Source organism: Qiania dongpingensis, from assembly GCF_014337195.1.
Taxonomy (GTDB): Bacteria; Bacillota; Clostridia; order Lachnospirales; family Lachnospiraceae; genus Lientehia; species Lientehia dongpingensis.
Genome location: NZ_CP060634.1, coordinates 961,462 through 980,587, shown reverse-complemented (window position 1 = coordinate 980,587; position 19,126 = coordinate 961,462). Strand labels below are relative to the sequence as shown.

Annotated in this window: 16 protein-coding genes; 15 read left to right on the top strand and 1 reads right to left on the bottom strand. The window is 51.1% G+C overall.

The window, feature by feature from the left end:
• Positions 1-70: 70 nt before the first annotated feature.
• The 3 genes from typA (at position 71) to H9Q78_RS04590 (ending at position 3,580) form a co-directional block, all read left to right on the top strand.
• Positions 71-1,900, top strand: coding sequence for a translational GTPase TypA (gene typA, locus H9Q78_RS04600; RefSeq protein WP_249303846.1), 1,830 nt, complete (start codon positions 71-73; stop codon positions 1,898-1,900).
• 112 nt (positions 1,901-2,012) lie between these two features.
• The gene (locus H9Q78_RS04595; RefSeq protein ID WP_249303844.1) at positions 2,013-2,636 is read left to right on the top strand and encodes a flavodoxin family protein; all 624 of its coding nucleotides are present in this window, start codon (positions 2,013-2,015) and stop codon (positions 2,634-2,636) included.
• A gap of 26 nt (positions 2,637-2,662) precedes the next feature.
• Entirely contained in the window at positions 2,663-3,580 is a 918-nt protein-coding gene (locus tag H9Q78_RS04590) for a magnesium transporter CorA family protein (protein WP_249303842.1), read from the top strand.
• Between the two features lie 83 nt (positions 3,581-3,663).
• Here H9Q78_RS04590 and H9Q78_RS04585 read toward each other — a convergent pair whose 3' ends face one another.
• Positions 3,664-4,887: an argininosuccinate synthase gene (locus H9Q78_RS04585; RefSeq protein WP_249303840.1), complete on the bottom strand. Its 1,224-nt coding sequence runs from the start codon at positions 4,885-4,887 to the stop codon at positions 3,664-3,666.
• A gap of 261 nt (positions 4,888-5,148) precedes the next feature.
• Here H9Q78_RS04585 and argC point away from each other — a divergent pair, with 261 nt between their 5' ends.
• The 12 genes from argC to H9Q78_RS04525 all read left to right on the top strand — a co-directional run bounded on the left by argC (position 5,149) and on the right by H9Q78_RS04525 (position 19,124).
• Positions 5,149-6,189: an N-acetyl-gamma-glutamyl-phosphate reductase gene (argC, locus tag H9Q78_RS04580; protein WP_249303839.1), complete on the top strand. Its 1,041-nt coding sequence runs from the start codon at positions 5,149-5,151 to the stop codon at positions 6,187-6,189.
• Between the two features lie 31 nt (positions 6,190-6,220).
• Complete coding sequence (argJ, locus tag H9Q78_RS04575) at positions 6,221-7,444, top strand: bifunctional glutamate N-acetyltransferase/amino-acid acetyltransferase ArgJ (protein WP_249304744.1); 1,224 nt, start codon at positions 6,221-6,223, stop codon at positions 7,442-7,444.
• A gap of 132 nt (positions 7,445-7,576) precedes the next feature.
• On the top strand, positions 7,577-8,950 hold the full coding sequence (locus H9Q78_RS04570; RefSeq protein WP_249303837.1) for a sodium-dependent transporter: 1,374 nt from the start codon (positions 7,577-7,579) through the stop codon (positions 8,948-8,950).
• 53 nt (positions 8,951-9,003) lie between these two features.
• Positions 9,004-9,900, top strand: coding sequence for an acetylglutamate kinase (gene argB, locus H9Q78_RS04565; protein ID WP_330595259.1), 897 nt, complete (start codon positions 9,004-9,006; stop codon positions 9,898-9,900).
• Complete coding sequence (locus H9Q78_RS04560) at positions 9,890-11,074, top strand: aspartate aminotransferase family protein (protein WP_249303835.1); 1,185 nt, start codon at positions 9,890-9,892, stop codon at positions 11,072-11,074. Before argB ends, H9Q78_RS04560 begins: the two co-directional genes overlap by 11 nt.
• A 155-nt stretch (positions 11,075-11,229) precedes the next feature.
• On the top strand, positions 11,230-11,658 hold the full coding sequence (locus tag H9Q78_RS04555; protein WP_249303833.1) for a DMT family transporter: 429 nt from the start codon (positions 11,230-11,232) through the stop codon (positions 11,656-11,658).
• Positions 11,659-11,736: 78 nt separating this feature from the next.
• Positions 11,737-12,408: a helix-hairpin-helix domain-containing protein gene (locus H9Q78_RS04550; RefSeq protein ID WP_249303830.1), complete on the top strand. Its 672-nt coding sequence runs from the start codon at positions 11,737-11,739 to the stop codon at positions 12,406-12,408.
• 25 nt (positions 12,409-12,433) lie between these two features.
• Entirely contained in the window at positions 12,434-13,123 is a 690-nt protein-coding gene (locus H9Q78_RS04545; RefSeq protein WP_249303828.1) for a response regulator transcription factor, read from the top strand.
• Positions 13,080-14,552 (top strand): sensor histidine kinase, encoded by a 1,473-nt coding sequence (locus tag H9Q78_RS04540; protein ID WP_249303826.1) that lies wholly within the window; start codon positions 13,080-13,082, stop codon positions 14,550-14,552. Before H9Q78_RS04545 ends, H9Q78_RS04540 begins: the two co-directional genes overlap by 44 nt.
• 15 nt (positions 14,553-14,567) lie before the next feature.
• A complete protein-coding gene (locus H9Q78_RS04535) occupies positions 14,568-15,542 on the top strand; it encodes a GerMN domain-containing protein (protein WP_249303825.1) in 975 nt (324 codons plus the stop codon).
• Positions 15,543-15,670: 128 nt separating this feature from the next.
• On the top strand, positions 15,671-18,070 hold the full coding sequence (locus H9Q78_RS04530) for a DNA internalization-related competence protein ComEC/Rec2 (RefSeq protein ID WP_249304740.1): 2,400 nt from the start codon (positions 15,671-15,673) through the stop codon (positions 18,068-18,070).
• 82 nt (positions 18,071-18,152) lie between these two features.
• Complete coding sequence (locus H9Q78_RS04525) at positions 18,153-19,124, top strand: carbohydrate kinase family protein (RefSeq protein ID WP_249303824.1); 972 nt, start codon at positions 18,153-18,155, stop codon at positions 19,122-19,124.
• The last annotated feature ends 2 nt before the right edge of the window (positions 19,125-19,126 follow it).

Below are 19,126 nucleotides of genomic sequence, written 5' to 3'. Positions count from 1 at the left end.
GCTAATATAGGGAAATGTGCAAAGACGGGTATTACAGAGATCCGGAAATGAAGAAGAAAGCAGGAAAGTCATGAAGACTACAAGAGAAGATGTAAGAAATATTGCGATCATCGCCCATGTTGACCACGGGAAGACCACATTGGTGGACGAGCTTCTGAAGCAGAGTGGTGTTTTCCGTGTCAATCAGGAGGTCGTGGAAAGGGTGATGGACTCCAACGACATCGAACGGGAGAGAGGGATCACCATCCTGTCCAAAAATACGGCGGTGTTTTATAAAGGTACGAAGATCAATATCATCGACACCCCCGGACATGCGGATTTTGGCGGAGAAGTAGAGCGTGTGCTGAAAATGGTAAACGGCGTTATCCTGGTGGTGGACGCCTTCGAAGGCGCGATGCCGCAGACAAAGTTCGTGCTGCAGAAAGCGCTGGAGCTTGATCTTTCTGTGATTGTCTGTATCAACAAGATTGATAGGCCGGAGGCACGGCCTGCCGAGGTCATCGATGAAGTATTGGAACTTCTCATAGAGTTGGACGCATCCGATGAGCAGCTGGACTGCCCGTTCGTATACGCATCGGCTAAGAGCGGATATGCGATGCTGGATCTGAACGGGGAAAAGAAGGATATGAAGCCTCTGTTCGATACGATCCTGAATCATATCCCCGCCCCCGAAGGAGACCCCGACGCGGATACTCAGGTACTGATCAGCACCATTGATTATAATGAATATGTGGGCCGGATCGGCGTTGGCAAGGTGGATAACGGATCTTTGAAGGTGAATCAGGAGGTAGCCCTTGTAAATGCCCACGATCCGGAAAAGTGTAAAAAGGTGAAGATCAGCCGTCTGTACGAGTTCGACGGCCTGGACAAGGTAGAAGTGGCGGAGGCGGGAATCGGCTCCATCGTGGCCATTTCCGGCATCTCGGATCTGCATATCGGGGACACCCTATGCTCTCCGGAGCATCCGGAGCCCATCCTGTTCCAGAAGATATCAGAGCCTACCATTGCCATGCACTTTATGGTGAATGACAGTCCTTTGGCTGGGACAGAAGGGAAATTCGTGACATCCCGCCACATCAGGGATCGTCTGTTCCGGGAACTGAATACGGATGTCAGTCTGAGGGTGGAAGAGACGGAGGACGCCGATCGGTTCAAGGTATCCGGAAGAGGAGAGCTTCATCTTTCCGTGCTGATAGAAAATATGCGGCGGGAAGGATATGAGTTTGCCGTAAGCAAAGCGGAGGTCATCTATAAACAGGATGAAAAGGGCAGGAAGCTGGAGCCCATGGAATTGGTATATATTGATGTGCCCGATGAGTTTTCAGGCACGGTCATCCAGAAGCTGTCTCTCCGTAAAGGGGAGCTGCAGGGGATGTCGCCTTCCGGGACAGGCTACACCAGGATGGAATTTTCCATACCCTCCAGAGGCCTTATCGGATACCGGGGAGATTTCCTGACCGATACAAAAGGAAACGGCGTCATGAATCAGCTGTTTGACGGATATGCGCCGTATAAGGGGGATATTCAATACCGCAGGCAGGGTTCTTTGATCGCCTTTGAAAGCGGAGAGAGTGTCACCTATGGACTTTTCAACGCTCAGGAAAGAGGAAACCTCTTCATAGGGGCCGGCGAAAAGGTTTACAGCGGAATGGTGGTCGGCTCCAATGCGAAAGCGGAGGATATTGAGGTCAATGTGTGCAAGACCAAGCATCTGACCAATACCCGTTCTTCTGGTTCTGACGATGCGCTGAAACTGACTCCGCCCATCGTCATGAGCCTGGAGCAGGCGCTGGACTTTGTGGATACCGACGAGCTTTTAGAGGTTACGCCGAAGCATCTTCGCCTCCGCAAGAAGATTCTGGATCCCAGGATGAGAAAACGTGCGTCCATAAATAAATAAAAGGATAAAGGCTCTGTCCGGTCAGCGGCAGAGCTTTTATCATTTGCTTGACTTATGAAACTACAGGTTTTATGATTTGTATAATAGGACAGATAGGAGGTATATATAGAATATGAAGGTATTGCTGATCAATGGAAGCCCCCATGAGAGGGGAACGACCTACACTGCGCTGAAGAAGGCCGCCGATACACTGGAGCAGCTGGGGATCAAGACAGAAATTTTTCATGTGGGAAGTCTTCAGAGTGTCTGCATCGACTGTCGTGTCTGTAAGAAAAAAGGGAACAACCGCTGTATTTACGACGATTCGGTGAATGAGGCGCTGGAAAAGGCGGAGACAGCGGACGGATTTATCTTTGGAACGCCGGTCCACTATGCTTCGGCATCGGGCCTTATGACTGCCTTTATGGACAGGGCGTTCTATGCGGGGAGCGATTTATTCCGTTACAAGCCGGCCGCCGCGGTGGCTTGTGCGAGGCGGGCAGGGACCACGGCCGCCCTGGACCAGATGAATAAGTACATGACCATTTCCTGCATGCCCATTGTATCCTCCCAGTATTGGAATATGGTGCATGGAAATATCCCGGAGGATGCTCCAAAGGATGAAGAAGGGATGCAGATTATGGAAACTTTGGCGAAGAATATGGCATGGCTTTTGAAGTGCATCGAGATTGGAAAGAAAAACGGGATAGAGCCGCCGGATTCGGAGCCACAGGTGCGGACTAATTTCATTCGCTAGCCGGAGGACAGGAGAAGTAGATTTGCATGATATGCTATGAGATCAAGGAGAAGCTGCAGGCAGTTTCAGAAGAGGAAGCCGCGGGCTGGGAGGGGAATCTGGCTGCGGTGGTTCCCTTTGGGGACATCGAGAAGTGCAGTATCCTGGAAGGGGCGGAGTCACAGGTCCTCATGCGCCTTAAGGACGCAAGGTTCTGTAAAGCAGAGGTGTATCCGGATATGATCGTCGGCGCTCTATCCGTACCCAGGAAGGAATACAGCCAGGCCTATGACAGGGCGGCTTTCTGCATCCGGGATAAGCGTATTGTCTTTTTGGACGATACCGGTTTTATCAGCGGGATCCTGGAACAGATGAGCGAGGGCAGGAGCTGGCGCCATGTGTCCATGGGACATTTTTTCTACAGTTTTCTGGAGCGGCTTATCGAAGAGGATGTGGCGTTTCTGGATGAGCTGGAAAATCAGATAGACGATATGGAAGAAAAAGCTCTTGACGCAAGGCTTTCCAGATCCTCCCATCAGCCGATGGAGATCATGAAGAAAGCCTTTGCTCTCCACCGGTATTATGCGCAGCTGGCGGAGATAGGGAGCAAAATGCAGGAGAATCAGAACGGTTTTTTCCATGAGGACGCCGGCAGGATGTTCCAGATTTTCAACGACCGGTGCGGGAGGCTGGCCGAGGAAGCGCAGATGCTCCGGGAATACGCACTGGAGGTGAGAGAGATATACCAGACTCAGATCGAGGTCCGCCAGAACAGGAGCATGGCGGTGCTGACTGTAGTCACGACTATATTCATGCCGCTCAGCCTGATCGCCGGATGGTATGGCATGAATTTTGTATATATGCCGGAAACACAGTGGCGGTATAGTTATCCGATCATATGTGTGATCTGCCTGATCATCGTGAGCATCAGCTTCTGGATATTGAAAAAGAAAAAATTCTTTTAACGGCTAAGGCCCCCGTCAGAGGGAAACTGACGGGGGCCTTATTATGATTATGTGAGTTTGTGATACCGGTTGCTTATGATCGATCAATCCTTATTTTGGGAAATCTCATGCATCTTCATGGCGCGCACCATGGTAGAAAGTCCGTACAAGTTGATGAAGCCCTCCGCGTCGTGGTGATTGTAGAGGTCGCCGGTGGTGAAGGAAGCAATGCTCTCATTGTACATGGAGTAGGGAGAGGTGGTTCCCTGTTTGATGATATTGCCCTTATAGAGCTTCAATTTACATTCCCCGGTCACGTATTTCTGAGTGGATTCTACAAATGCCTGGCATGCCTCGCGCAGAGGAGAGAACCATTTGGCAGAATAAACGATATCAGCGAATTTATTTCCCACATCCTTTTTCATAGCCAGGGTCTCTTTGTCCAGGATCAGTTCTTCCAGCTGGTCGTGAGCCTCCATGAGGATGGTTCCGCCGGGAGTCTCATAAACGCCGCGGGATTTCATGCCCACCATACGGTTTTCTACGATATCGGCGATGCCGATGCCGTGTTTTCCGCCCAGCTTGTTGAGCTCAGTGATGATATCGGACAGTTTCATTTCTTTACCGTTCAGAGCGACCGGTTTGCCTGCCTCAAATTTTATGGATATGGTTTCTGCTTCATCGGGAGCTTTCTCCGGGGTCTGTCCGAGAACCAGCATATGGTCAAAGTTGGGAGCGGCGGCAGGATCCTCCAGCTCCAGGCCTTCATGGCTGATGTGCCAGATATTCCGGTCACGGCTGTAGCTGTTGTCCGCTTTAAACGGAAGCTTGATATCGTGGCGCTGGCAGTATTCCAGCTCATCTTCACGGGATTTCATATCCCAGATTCTCCAGGGAGCGATGATCTTCAGCGTGGGAGCCAAAGCTTTGATTCCCAGCTCAAAACGTACCTGATCGTTGCCTTTGCCGGTAGCGCCGTGACAGATTGCGACAGCGCCTTCCTTTTTGGCGATGTCCACAAGGATCTTAGCGATCAGCGGTCTTGCCATGGCGGTGCCGAGCAGATATTTGTGCTCATATACGGCGCCGGCTTTGATACAGGGAAGGATATAGTCATCGCAGAACTCGTCTACGACATGTTCGATATATAATTTAGAAGCGCCGGTGGAAATCGCTCTTTCTTCCAGGCCGTCCAGTTCATTTCCCTGTCCGACATCGATGCAGACACAGACCACTTCGTAATCGTAGTTTTCTTTTAACCAGGGAATCAGGACAGAAGTGTCCAGACCGCCGGAATACGCGAGAATTACTTTTTCTTTTTCCTTCATGATAATTTATTCCTCCTCATAAAAAACGCATACATCTTTTGTTTTTGTTTCTATGCTTCTGTAGGTCGCAGGTATAAATATACAACATATTTCAAGAAAATGCAAGCCCTAAATTAAAATTTTAAAAAGTTATTGCATATTATTCAATGATAATGTATAATTATAAATTGTTCAGACAGGAACGCAGGCAAATATGCAGGAAAACCGAAAAAATATGCGGAGGACTGCATAAAATATACGGACTCAGAAAGGAAGAGGACTATGATCAAGGCAGGAATCATCGGCTCCACCGGATATGCCGGCGCGGAGCTTGCAAGGCTTTTATTGGGGCATCCGGACACGGAGATCATCTGGTATGGCTCCAGAAGTTATGTGGGACAGGAATATGCGTCTGTCTACAGAAACATGTTCCGGATCGTAGATGAAAAATGCCTGGACGATAATATGGAAGAGCTGGCCGGGCAGGCGGACGTGGTATTTACCGCCACCCCTCAGGGGCTGTGCGCTTCCTTAGTGAACGACGGTATCCTTTCCGGGACGAAAATCGTGGATCTGAGCGCGGACTTTCGTATTAAAAATGTGGAAACCTATGAGAAATGGTATGGAATCAAGCATAAAAGCCCGGAATACATACAGGAGGCAGTGTACGGCCTCTGCGAGATCAACAGAGAGGATGTGAAACAGGCCAGGCTGGTGGCCAACCCCGGCTGTTATACCACCTGTTCCATCCTGACGCTGTACCCTCTGGTAAAGGAGGGGCTTCTGGATGTTTCTTCCATTATAATAGATGCCAAATCGGGTACATCGGGAGCGGGAAGGAGCGCTAAGACAGCGAATCTGTTCTGTGAGGTAAATGAGAGCATCAAGGCGTACAGCGTGGCTGCACACCGGCATACTCCGGAGATTGAGGAGCAGCTCGGATATGCGGGAGGCCAGCCGGTGCTTTTGAACTTCACACCTCATCTGGTGCCGATGAACCGTGGGATTTTGATCACGGCTTATGCAAAGCTTCTGAAAAAAGTATCCTATGACGAAGTAAAAGAGGTATACGATCAATATTATGCAAAGGAATTTTTTATCCGGGTCCTGCCAAAGGAAGTGTATCCGGAGACCAGATGGGTCGAAGGAAGCAATTTCGTGGATATGAATTTTAAGATTGACGAAAGGACAGGACGGATCATTGCCATAGGAGCTTTGGATAATCTGGTCAAAGGGGCGGCCGGGCAGGCGGTGCAGAATATGAACCTGATGTTTGGACTTCCGGAAAACACCGGCCTCATGCAGATTCCGATGTTTCCTTGAGATATGGATAGAAAGAAAGGATAAAGAGATGATAAAGACAGTGGACGGAGGCGTTACAGCGCCCAAAGGATTTAAAGCCGCGGGAGTGCACGCCGGAATCAAAAAGAGCGGGAAGAAGGATATGGCCCTGATATACAGCGAAGCGCCCTGCCGGACGGCGGGGGTCTTCACGACCAACGTGGTAAAAGCCGCTCCGGTCAAGTGGGACCAGAAGGTGGTCCTTGAAAGTCCTTTTGCCCAGGCTGTGGTCGTGAACAGCGGAGTGGCCAATGCCTGTACCGGAAAAGAAGGGTATGATTGCTGTACAGAGATGGCGGCGGAGACTGGAAAGGCCCTTGGCATACCGAAGGAAGCGGTATTGGTGGCATCTACCGGCGTCATCGGGGCACAGCTTCCCATGGATGCCATCCGGTCCGGAATCAGTAAGATGGCGCCGATACTCGGCTGCAAAAGGTTGGATGCCCGCCTGGCCGCAGAAGCCATCATGACTACGGATACAAAACCGAAAGAGATCGCGGTGGAGGTAGAATTGGGAGGAAAGACCGCGGTGGTGTCCGGCATGGGAAAGGGATCTGGGATGATCCATCCCAATATGGCTACCATGCTCTGCTTTCTGACGACGGACGCCTGCATTGCCCGGGAGATGCTTCAGAAAGCGCTGAGCGCCGATGTAAAGGATACCTTTAATATGATCTCTGTGGACGGCGATACGTCCACCAACGACAGCGTGGTCCTCCTGGCCAACGGAATGGCCGGAAATCCGGAGATCACAGAGGAAGGAGAGGATTACAGACTGTTCTGCGAAGCTCTTCATGAAGTGATGACCACACTGTCAAAGATGATCGCAGGCGATGGAGAGGGGGCCACCTGTTTATTTGAAGTGAAGGTGTCAGGAGCGCCTGACAAGGAGGCGGCCCGGACACTGGCGAAAGCCGTAGTCACCTCCAGTCTTACAAAGGCGGCTGTATTCGGCCGGGACGCCAACTGGGGAAGAATCCTATGTGCTCTCGGCTATTCCGGGGTTTCCTTCGATCCGGAAAAGGTGGACATCTGGCTTTTGAGCCGGGCCGGGAAGCTTAAGATAGTAGAAAATGGTACGGCTGCCGGCTATGAGGAAGAGGAGGCCACCAGAATCTTGTCAGAGGAGGAAGTGACTGCCATCGCCGATGTGGGGGCAGGGGATTTCTCGGCCACGGCGTGGGGGTGCGACCTGACTTTGGACTATGTGAAAATAAATGCTGACTACCGCTCATGAGTTATGATATAATAGCCGCGGAGGACGAGGCGGAGGCCTCAGTCCTCTGATCAGACGTACTATATCATAGCTTCGAGGGCGAAGAGGTTTTTCGTTTCAGATTCCCCTTGGAGAAGAAAGGGGTTTTAGAGTATGAAACGAGAAAAATTTTCATCCAGGCTTGGCTTCATCCTGATTTCAGCGGGCTGTGCCATCGGACTGGGCAATGTATGGAGGTTCCCCTATGTAACTGGAAAATATGGCGGGGCGGCATTTGTCCTGATCTATATTTTCTTCCTGCTGGTGCTGGGGCTGCCGATCATGGTAGCAGAGCTGGCCGTGGGAAGGGCGAGCCAGAAAAGCGCGGCCAAGTCCTTTGACGTGCTGGAACCGAAAGGGAGCAAGTGGCATTGGTACAAATGGGGCGCCATGGCGGGGAATTATCTGCTCATGATGTTTTATACCACCATTGCCGGATGGATGCTTTATTACGTATATAAAATGGCGTCCGGTCAGTTTACCGGGCTGAACGCCGATCAGGTGGCCGGTGAATTTACGGGTATGACACAGCAGCCGGGCCTTATGACGGGATTTATGGTCGTCATCGTACTGCTTTGCTTCGGGATCTGCGCCATGGGGCTGCAAAAAGGCGTGGAGCGTGTCACAAAGTTTATGATGATCAGCCTGTTCATTATGATGATCGTGCTGGCAGTCCATTCTGTCACATTAAAAGGCGGTCATGAAGGGCTTAAATTTTATCTGCTGCCAGACTTTGGAAAGCTGCAGGAGCATGGCCTTTGGGAAGCCATCTATGCGGCCATGGGGCAGGCGTTTTTTACGCTGAGCCTGGGAATCGGAGCCATAGCCATTTTCGGCAGCTACATCAATAAAGAGAGAAGGCTGACAGGGGAAGCCATCAGCATTACGGCTCTTGACACAATGGTGGCGCTGATTGCCGGTCTTATCATTTTTCCGGCCTGCTTTGCCTATAATGTCAATCCTGGGGAAGGTCCCAGCCTGATCTTTATCACTCTGCCCAATGTATTCAACGCCATGAAATTTGGCAATGTCTGGGGCACCCTGTTTTTTGTGTTCATGTTTTTTGCGGCGATTTCTACGGTAATTGCCGTGTTTGAAAATATCATATCGTTTGCTACGGATTTGACAGGCTGTTCCCGGAAAAAGGCGGTTCTCGTAAACATCGTGGTCGTCATCGTGCTTTCCCTGCCCTGCGTGCTGGGCTTCAATCTCTGGAGCGGTTTTCAGCCTCTGGGCGCCGGCAGTAATGTGCTGGATCTGGAAGACTTCATCGTCAGCAACAATCTGCTCCCCCTGGGAAGTTTGGTATATCTGCTGTTCTGTGTGAGCAGATATGGCTGGGGCTGGAAAAAATTTACCGGTGAGGCCAACGAAGGAAAGGGAATGAGGTTTCCCGGCTGGGTGCGGGGATACGTGACCTTTATCCTGCCCTTGATCGTACTGTTTATCTTTGTATGGGGATATCTGTCCAAGTTCTTCTTCCATTAAACAGCCGAGTCTTGGGAGTCTGAGAATCCGTACCAGGAAAGGAAAGACACAATATGGAAATGGATTCACAGATCATGCACAAGGCGGAGGTCCTCATAGAGGCGCTGCCCTATATCCAGCGCTTCAACCGGAAGATCATCGTGGTAAAATACGGCGGAAGCGCCATGGTGGACGGGCAGCTTAAGAAAAATGTCGTCAAAGACGTCGTGCTTTTAAAGCTGGTGGGCTTCAAGCCGATCATCGTCCACGGAGGCGGAAAGGAGATCAGCAGCTGGGTGAAAAAGGTGGGAATGGAGCCGCAGTTCGTAAACGGCTTCCGCGTCACCGACGAACCAACCATGGAGATCGCTGAGATGGTACTGAACCGGGTGAATAAAAACCTGGTGCAGATGGTTCAGGAATTGGGCGTCAAGGCCGTGGGGATAAGCGGCAAGGACGGCGGACTTTTGAATGTGGAAAAGAAACTGCCGGACGGTCAGGACATCGGATATGTGGGAAATGTAAAACACGTCAGTCCGAAGCTTTTGTATGACCTTTTGGAGAAGGATTTCCTCCCGATCGTCTGTCCCATCGGTTATGACGACAGCTTTCGGACCTATAATATCAATGCGGATGACGCGGCCTGCGCCATAGCGAAGGCGGTCAATGCGGAGAAGCTGGCCTTCCTCACAGACGTGGAGGGGGTCTATCGGGATTTTGAGGATAAAAGTACCTTGATCTCGGAGCTTACCCTGAATGAGGCGGAGCGGTTCGTGGCACAGGGCATGGCGGGAGGCGGCATGATACCGAAGCTTCAAAGCTGTGTGGACGCCTTGAAGCAGGGAGTCTCCAGAGTACATATCCTGGACGGCCGGATTCCCCACTGCCTGCTTTTGGAAATCTTTACGAATAAAGGAATCGGCACGGCGATACTGAACAGCGAGGAGGAGAGGTATTTTTATGAAGGCTGAAGAATATATGGCGCGGGGTGAGAGCGTACTTCTCCATACTTATAACAGGACTCCCATTGTGTTTGACCGCGGCGAGGGCGTCTGCCTCTATGACATTGAGGGAAAACGGTATCTGGATTTTGCCGCGGGCATCGCGGTGTTCGGACTCGGTTATCACAATCCGAAATTTGATGCGGCGGTGAAGGAACAAGTGGATAAGCTGATCCATACCTCCAATCTTTATTACAATGTCCCTGCCATTGAGGCGGCGGAAAAGCTGGTGAAGGCAACAGGGATGGACCGGGTTTTCTTTACCAACAGCGGTACGGAGGCCATAGAAGGCGCCATAAAGACCGCCAGAAAATATGCGGTGCAGAAGGACGGCCGGACGGATCACGAGATCATCGCGATGAACCATTCCTTCCACGGCAGGAGTATGGGAGCGCTGTCTGTCACGGGAAATCCCCACTATCAGCAGGATTTCCGTCCTTTGATCGGCGGAGTCAGATTTGCGGAATACAATGACCTGGACAGTGTGCTGACACAGGTGACGGACCGGACGTGCGCCGTCATCCTGGAGCCGATTCAGGGAGAAGGAGGGATATATCCGGCGGACGCGGAATTCCTCCGGGCTCTTCGGAAGCTATGCGACGAAAGGGATATCCTGCTCATTTTTGATGAGATTCAATGTGGGATGGGCAGGAGCGGAAAGATGTTCGCCTGTCAGCACGCGGGTGTCCAGCCTGATGTGATGACAGTGGCGAAAGCCCTGGGGAACGGACTTCCCATCGGAGCGTTTCTGACCACGGAAAAAGCCGCTTCCCTGGTGCCGGGAGACCATGGCAGCACCTATGGGGGAAATCCTTTGGTCTGCGCGGGAGCACGGGCGGTGCTGGACATTTTTGAGAGTGAGGATATCCTGGGGCATGTCTGTGAAGTGGGCGCTTATCTGTGGGATAAGCTGGAGTTGCTTAGGGAGAAATATCCGATCATCAAGGAGCATCGGGGAAAAGGACTGATCCAGGGGCTTGAGTTCCGGGAATCCCCTGCGGAGATAGCGAGAGCGGCCATAAAACGGGGCGTGATCTTGATAACTGCCGAAAACAATGTCATTCGGTTTGTACCGCCTCTGATCATCGAGAAAGAACATGTGGATGAGATGGCAGAGGTGCTGGAGGAAAGTATAAAAGAATGATACAAAATATTTTTTGGAATCATTTCCAGCAAGCTCCGATCAAGCTCCGTCGGTACATGTATGAAAGCTTTTAATTTTGAATATTTTGTTCATAAAGCTTTTCGTTTTGGATAAACTAACAAAAATGTGAGTTGATTCAGAATGGAGGGCTTTTTATGTTTGGAATTCTCATTGCCTTATTGTCTGGTGCGCTTATGAGTGTCCAGGGAGTGTTTAACACAGAAGTGACTAAGGCCAGCAGTGTCTGGGTAGCCGCCGGGTTCGTACAGCTGACTGCGCTCTTAACCTGCGTTGTGGCGTGGTTCATTACCGGAAGGCAGCCGGTCCTGGCTGTCTGGCAGGTCGAACCCAAGTACATGCTGCTCGGCGGCGTCATGGGAGCTTTTATCACCTATACGGTAATAGAAGCGATGGGCAATCTGGGGCCTGCCCGCGCCGCCATGCTGATCGTGGTCGCCCAGGTAGTCGTTGCATATGTGATTGAATTGTTCGGTATGTTCGGCGTGGAGAAGGCTGGATTTGAATGGCACAAGCTGGTGGGCATGGTAGTCGCGGTCGCCGGAATTGTGATTTTTAAGTGGTAAGCTCTTGTAAAGGCGGGGGGTTTCAGGTAGAATAAAAGAGTGTGAGATTTGAGAAGCGTCCGCCGGATGGAGGATGCTGTGAAAAGAAAAAGAAAGAATGATCAGATTAGACGAAAGACGATGCGGCCGGCCCTTTTGGCGCTGGCGGCGGCCCTTCTGCCAGGTTTTTCCGGATGCGGAAGAACTGAAAATGTGTGGCTGGAGACAGAGAGCATATCAGCCAAAAAAACAGAGGCTTTTACGGATGCAGAAGGTGCGGGGCGGGAAACGGCTGATCTCGCAGACGATGAGCCGGACACGACCATTTGGGTCCATGTGTGCGGCGCGGTATCCGTACCGGGGGTATATGAGCTTCCGTCCGGAAGCCGGATCTATGAGGCCATAGAGGCAGCAGGAGGCATGGCCGGGGGAGCAGCGGCAGATTATCTGAATATGGCCGGGACCCTTTCAGATGGGGATAAAGTGGCAGTGCCCTTCCTTTCTGAGCTGCCCCAGGGAGAGCAATATGGAGGAGATACCGTGCAAGGCGGCGGTGATCCGGGAGCTGCGGGCGACGGACTGATAGATATCAATCACGCGGAAAAAGAACTTCTGATGACCCTTCCGGGCATCGGAGAAGCAAAAGCGGAGGCGGTGATCGCCTACCGGGAAGCACATGGAGCCTTTGAGCGGCCGGAGGACATCATGCAGGTGTCCGGAATCAAGGAGGCGGCATATGAAAGGCTTAAAGATAAAATAACAGTCAGGTAGATGATTGAGAAGCAGGGAGAACGAGATGGCGAACAGAATTTTGGTTGTTGACGACGAAAAGCTGATAGTGAAGGGAATCCGTTTCAGCCTGGAGCAGGAAGGGATGCAGGTGGACTGTGCCTATGACGGACAGGAAGCCCTGGACTTTGCCAAAAAGAATGACTATGATGCGGTGCTTCTGGATGTAATGCTGCCGGTATATGACGGATTTGAGGTCTGTCAGCAGATACGGGAGTTTTCTGATATGCCGATCATCATGCTCACCGCCAAAGGCGACGACATGGATAAGATCCTGGGATTGGATATGGGAGCGGATGATTATATCACAAAGCCATTCAATATTTTGGAGGTAAAGGCGCGGATCAAAGCCATTATCAGAAGAAATTCAAAGAGGACGAAGGACGGAGAGGCGAAAAGTGTCCTGAAGGTTAAGGAACTGACCATGGACAAGGAGAGCCGCCGCGTGTTCATCGGGGAGAAAGAGATCAACCTGACGGCCAAGGAATTCGATCTGCTGGAGCTTTTGCTTACCAATCCTGGAAAGGTATACAGCAGGGAAAAGCTGCTCAACATCGTATGGGGATATGAGTACCCCGGCGACGTGCGGACAGTGGATGTACATGTGAGAAGACTGCGTGAGAAGGTGGAGGCGAATCCAAGCGACCCGCAGTATGTCTATACGAAATGGGGCGTTGGTTATTTTTTCAAAGGATAAGAAGACACGGGAAAAGAAATTTAAAAGATTCAAAAGCCTGCGTTTGATATGGTTTGTCCTGCTGGTTTTGATCGGCTCCGTTCCGGTGGTGATCATTAACCGGATCGTGCTTGCGACATCCAGCAATAATGAGGTCCAGTCCAGGATCTCCCGGATACAGAATCAGTGGATGATCGTTGCTAACCAAGTATCTAAGAGCGGCTATGTGGATAATCCGCAGAATGAAGTCGTCGAGTCGGAGCTGGTACAGATGGCGAGCCTTCAGGACGGAAGAGCTATCGTGGTAAATCAAGGCTTTCGCACGATAAAAGATACATACGATATCGACACCGGGAAATACAATATTTCAGAATCCGTATTGAAATGCTTTTCTGGTGAAGCAAATGTAAAATACAGTCCCGGAGCCCAGTATATCGAGTTCACCCAGCCCATCTACAGCTCTGACAGCACCAAGGTGGTGGGGGTCATGATTTTGTCGTCTTCCACCCGTTCCCTCGAAGAATTGGCGGATAAGCTGGAAAGCCGTATCTGGATGCTGGAAATCATAGAATTCGGAATTCTGGTCGTCCTGTCGGCGCTGCTTTCTTCGTGGATGACAAGGCCGTTCCGAAAGATAGCGGCTTCCCTTACCCATGCCACGGAGAACCCGCTGGGAGAGGAGATAAAGGTCAACGATTACACGGAGACCATGGCGATTTCCGATGCTTATAATAAGACACTCAAGCGTCTGCGCATTTTGGATGAATCCAGGCAGCAGTTTGTATCCAATGTGTCCCATGAGCTGAAGACTCCGATCACCTCCATCCGAGTACTGGCAGATTCCCTTTTGTCGCAGGAAGAGGTGCCGGCGGAGCTTTATCAGGAGTTCATGGCGGATATTTCCGAAGAGATCGACCGGGAAAGCCAGATCATCGAGGACCTGCTTACTCTGGTGCGGCTGGACAAGGCGTCCACAGAGCTGAATGTGACTCAGATCAATGTCAATGAGCTTCTGGGGTCGATTCTCAAACGGCTGAAGCCGATCGCCCAGCAGAAAAATGTGGAGCTGGTCCTGGAAAGCTTCCGGCCTGTCCTGGCGGAGCTGGATAAAACGAAATTCACTCTGGCCATCAGCAATCTGGTGGAGAATGCCATCAAGTATAACAATCGGGACGGATGGGTTAAAGTGAGCCTTAACGCAGACCACAAATTTTTCTATGTAAAAGTGGCGGATTCTGGTATCGGCATCCCGGAAAGCGATCAGGAGCATGTGTTTGAGCGGTTTTACCGGGTGGATAAGGCGCGGTCCAGAGAAGCCGGCGGCACGGGGCTCGGCCTGGCCATTACCAAGGGAATCATTTATTCTCATCATGGGGCCATAAAACTATACAGCAAAGAGAATGAGGGCACTACGTTCACGGTGAGGATCCCTCTCATATATATTGCATAGCAGGAGGGAAAAGCGATGAGAAGGAATTTAAGATATCTGCTGCTCCTCCTGGCGGCAGTCTGCGGGCTGTCTGCCTGCGGAAAAAAAGAAGCGGCGCAAGAGGAATTAAAGGACGGAGAATATTATATTTATTATACAAACCAGGCGTCTACGAAGCTGAAAACAGAGGTCTGCACCGCTTCGGCGGGAGAGGATGTCCGTGCCCTGGCGGATTTTCTTTTGAAAAAAATGCAGGAAGCGCCCCAGAATATGGAGTATATCACAGCAGTGCCGGAGGAAGTTAAAATCATACGGACGGAGATGGGGGACAGGGGCCAGCTGTTTGTTTATTTCAACGCGGCCTACAACGGCATGGAGGCCATAAAAGAGATCATGTGCCGCGCGGCCGTGGTGAAAACGCTCACCCAGATCGACGGAGTGGATTATGTGGGCTTTTATATCAATGACCAGCCGCTTCTGGATGCATCTCAGAATGCCATAAACCTGATGTCGGCATCCTCTTTTGTGGAGAATACCGGAAGTGACACCGCGGAGCTTCAGAGGATTCAGCTGACCCTTTATTACGCGGATAAGACAGGGACCAAGCTGGTGGAGACAGAGAAGACCGTAGTGTGCAGTATGGGAATATCCATGGAAAATCTGGTGGTGAGCCAGCTGTTAAAGGGAGGAGACGGTGAGAGCACGTATGACACGCTTCCCAGAGATGCGTCAGTTCTGAGCGTCACTGTTAAAAAAGGGATCTGTTACGTGAATTTCAACTCCACCTTTTCCACCGGAGCGCTGAACGTGAGCGATTATATCCCGATTTATTCCATTGTGAATTCCCTCACGGAGCTTCCTAATATCAATAAGGTGCAGATTTCTGTGGAAGGAGCAAGCAGCATAAAATTCCGGGACAGTATTTCTTTGGAGCAGCCCTTTGAGCGGAAGATGGATTATGTGGACAATCCCGGAAGCGCAGAGGTCATGGAAAGCGAGACTGCTAAATAAGGGTATTGATCCGGACAAAATAGAAAGGATCATAGAGTTTGATAAAACGGCCGTTGCTGTGGTATGCAGGAGCTTACGTACTTGGAGAGGTGCTCGCCCTGTATGGCCTTAGGGCCTCAGTGGCAGCGATGGTCAAAGGAGCATTTTTATTAGGAGTTGCAGCAGTGTTTATCAGTATTTCGGTCTGCTGCCGTAAAAGTATCAGGATGGGGCAAAGTAAGTGTCTGTGGCTTGCTTTGCCTGTTTTTTTTGCGGTTGGAGCAGCATTCGCTATGACAGCAGAAAAGGAAACTTATCTCGATCCGTTTTTTACGGCAGAGGAGAAAGATGAGCTGGAAGCAGGAATCTCCGGAGTCATAGAAAGGATAGAAAGAAAAAGCAGGGATAAAGAAGAAATCCGGCTGTGCCTTAAGGATTGTACAGGAATCCTGTCCGGGGAAGAAACAATGAACGGCGGAGGAATCTATGAGCTTGGCAGAGTAACTGTGATATTTAAGGAGTTACCAGGATCAGTGCCGCAGGCAGCAGAAGGAAGGAGGGTACAGGTCCGATGCAGGCTGGCGGCTATGGAAGAACCAAGGAATCCTGGACAGTTTGACAGCAGGGGTTATTACCGGGCGCTGGGAATTTCCTATTTTGCCTATGGAGAAAATCTGGAGGAGATAAGTGGAAGCTGTGATATCCTGCGGGTATCCATGAGGAAGCTTCGGGAATGGATGGCAGAGAATCTGGAACGGGCGGCGGGCGGACAGGACGCGGGACTGTTCCGGGCTATGGTTCTGGGAGAAAAATGGGCGGCTGAGGAGGAAACAAGGAACCTATACCAAAATGCAGGGATTGGGCATCTCTTCGCGATCAGCGGCCTGCATATTTCATTGGCTGGTATGGGAATCTATCGGATACTGAGAAAAGGAATGAAACGATCTTTTTCGGTGGCAGCCCTGGGCTGTGCCGGGGCATCTTACTGTTATTATCTGATGACGGGAGAAGGGACGAGCGCCGGCCGCGCGTTTCTGATGCTCAGTGTATATGGGGCGGGACAGGTTTTTGGACGGCAGTATGATCTTTCGTCGGGGGCGGCTTTTGCGGCGCTTCTGCTGCTGGTGCGTTCGCCGCTCCTTCTGTTCCAAAGCGGATTTCAGCTGTCCTTCGGTTCTGTATTGGCATTGGGGTCATTACACCCCTGCCTGCAGTCCATATTTCAGAAAGAAAGCAGGACATCCCGGGCCAAAGAAAAGGAAAAAGGAAGTAAAAAATGGAGGAGAAAGCTTTTAATGGCTCTGCTGCCAGGTCTGGCTATTCAGTTAGCCACGATTCCGGTTCAGGCGGCTTCTTTTTATCAAATTCCCGTTTTCGGCCTGCTGCTGAATTTACTGCTGCTTCCGTTGTTTCCTGTCATTGCATTCTCCGGAATATTCGGCGCATTTTTGGGAGGACTGTTTCCTCAAATCACCAGAACCATACTTTTTCCGGCCAGATTTCTGCTCCGTATCTATGCGTCTGCCTGTAGCTGGAGCCTGAGACTTCCGGGCTCCATTTGGCGCACGGGCCGGCCGGAAAATTGGCAGCTCTTGTTATATGGTGTACTTTTAGCGGCCCTTCTTTGTTTTGGAAAAAGAGGAGCGGAAACAAGGCGGACGGCATGGAGACGGACGGTACGGAGACGGACGGTACGGATAGGGATATGGATTGTGCCGTTCTGCCTGATGCCGCTTCCCTGGCGAGGGCTGGAGCTCGTTTTTCTGGATGTGGGACAGGGGGACGGCTGCTTTATCCAGATTCCGCATGGACCGACGTTTTTGATAGACGGAGGCAGCTCCAGCGAGAAGGAGATTGGGAAATACTGCCTGATTCCTTTTCTGGACAGCTATGCGGTGGATAAAGTGGACTATGTCATGGTCAGCCACGGAGATGAGGACCATATTAACGGGATTCGGGAACTGATAGAGGAGAAGAGGATTGCGAACCTGATCCTGCCGGAGGGGCAGGAAAAGGAGCAGGAGGCTCTGGGCGGCATGAAGAACCGGGCAGAGCAGCTGGGAATTCCGGTGCAGTATCTGAAACAGGGAGAGATCTTACATGCGGGGGAGGCTTCTCTTGCCTGCCTTTGGCCGGAAGGAGGCGGAGGGGACGCGGACAGCGGGCTGGACAGCAATGAAGCGTCCATGGTGCTGTGGTTTTCCTATAGAAAATTAGATGTACTTTTTACCGGTGATCTGGAGGGCGCGGGAGAAGAAGGAGTAAAACGGTATCTGGAGAAATGGGGCGGCGGGAAAGAAAAGAAAATAGATGTCCTGAAGGCGGCCCATCACGGATCCCAAAACGCATGCTCGGAAGAGCTTTTGCGGGAAATAAACCCGCTGTATACGGTTATCTCCTGCGGACGGGGAAACCGGTACGGCCATCCGGCAAAAGAAACGCTGCAGAGGCTGGAGGCGGTGCGAAGCCGCGTCTTCCGCACCGATAAGGACGGAGCGGTGACGGTGAGAAGCGATGGAGTGTCTGTGAAAATCCAGAAAACAAAGTGACACGGAAACGGGAACATGATATAATATTACACAATGTGGATTATAGTAATAATCAATATAAGAGACCGTTTAGGAGGATACTATGAAGAGACTGATTTCTATCGGAGAGGCGCTGATTGACTTTGTGCCGCATCAGATTGGATGTGAGTTAAAGAATGTTAAGGATTTTAAAGGAGTAGTGGGGGGCGCCCCTGCCAATGTGGGAGGAGCTTATATCAAGCTGGGCGGCCCGGCCGCGATGATCACTCAGCTGGGAGAGGATGCTTTCGGGGACCGGATCGTGGATGAATTCAAAGGTCACGGCATCGATGTGAGTCATGTGCTGAGAACGGACGAGGCAAATACCTGTCTGGCATTCGTATCCCTTAAGGAAGATGGAAACCGGGAATTTTCCTTTTACCGGAAGCCCAGTGCGGACATGCTGATGAGCGCGGACGTGGTAAAAAAGGAATGGTTTGAAGATGCCTATGCCCTCCATTTCTGTTCCCTTTGCCTGGGAGATTTTCCGATGAAGGAAGCACATAGAAAGGCTATTACATTCGCGCTGGAATGCGGTGATATGATCAGCTTTGACCCGAATATCCGCCTTCCCCTCTGGAAGGATTACGACGAACTGCGCAGAGCCATCCGGGAATTCATCCCCTATGCCCATGTTCTCAAGATTTCGGATGAGGAGCTGGAGTTCATAACCGGATGCACCAGAGTGGAGGACGCAAAGGATGTCCTGTTCCAGGGGAACGTTCAGCTGGTGATCTATACGAAGGGGGCGGACGGAGCGGAGGCTTATACGAAGACGGCATCTGCAGACGCGCCGTCCAGAACGGTGAAGGCGATTGACACCACAGGAGCTGGAGACGCCTTTATCGGATCGTTTTTATATCAGCTGTCCAGGGACGGCGTTACGATCGATACCCTTAAAGACTTGACGAAGGAGCAGATGGAGGAATATCTGCTGTTTTCCAACCGTTACTGTGAATACAGCGTACAGGGGAACGGAGCGATCGCATCGTATGCGACTAAAGAGCAGTTCGAGGAATTTTTGAAAGAGAAGTAGGA

Coding starts and splice junctions, on each gene's coding strand:
- typA (WP_249303846.1), top strand. CDS start 71: ATGAAGACTACAAGAGAAGATGTAAGAAATATTGCGATCATCGCCCAT.
- H9Q78_RS04595 (WP_249303844.1), top strand. CDS start 2,013: ATGAAGGTATTGCTGATCAATGGAAGCCCCCATGAGAGGGGAACGACC.
- H9Q78_RS04590 (WP_249303842.1), top strand. CDS start 2,663: ATGATATGCTATGAGATCAAGGAGAAGCTGCAGGCAGTTTCAGAAGAG.
- H9Q78_RS04585 (WP_249303840.1), bottom strand. CDS start 4,887: ATGAAGGAAAAAGAAAAAGTAATTCTCGCGTATTCCGGCGGTCTGGAC.
- argC (WP_249303839.1), top strand. CDS start 5,149: ATGATCAAGGCAGGAATCATCGGCTCCACCGGATATGCCGGCGCGGAG.
- H9Q78_RS04570 (WP_249303837.1), top strand. CDS start 7,577: ATGAAACGAGAAAAATTTTCATCCAGGCTTGGCTTCATCCTGATTTCA.
- argB (WP_330595259.1), top strand. CDS start 9,004: ATGGAAATGGATTCACAGATCATGCACAAGGCGGAGGTCCTCATAGAG.
- H9Q78_RS04560 (WP_249303835.1), top strand. CDS start 9,890: ATGAAGGCTGAAGAATATATGGCGCGGGGTGAGAGCGTACTTCTCCAT.
- H9Q78_RS04555 (WP_249303833.1), top strand. CDS start 11,230: ATGTTTGGAATTCTCATTGCCTTATTGTCTGGTGCGCTTATGAGTGTC.
- H9Q78_RS04545 (WP_249303828.1), top strand. CDS start 12,434: ATGGCGAACAGAATTTTGGTTGTTGACGACGAAAAGCTGATAGTGAAG.
- H9Q78_RS04540 (WP_249303826.1), top strand. CDS start 13,080: ATGTCTATACGAAATGGGGCGTTGGTTATTTTTTCAAAGGATAAGAAG.
- H9Q78_RS04535 (WP_249303825.1), top strand. CDS start 14,568: ATGAGAAGGAATTTAAGATATCTGCTGCTCCTCCTGGCGGCAGTCTGC.
- H9Q78_RS04530 (WP_249304740.1), top strand. CDS start 15,671: ATGGTCAAAGGAGCATTTTTATTAGGAGTTGCAGCAGTGTTTATCAGT.
- H9Q78_RS04525 (WP_249303824.1), top strand. CDS start 18,153: ATGAAGAGACTGATTTCTATCGGAGAGGCGCTGATTGACTTTGTGCCG.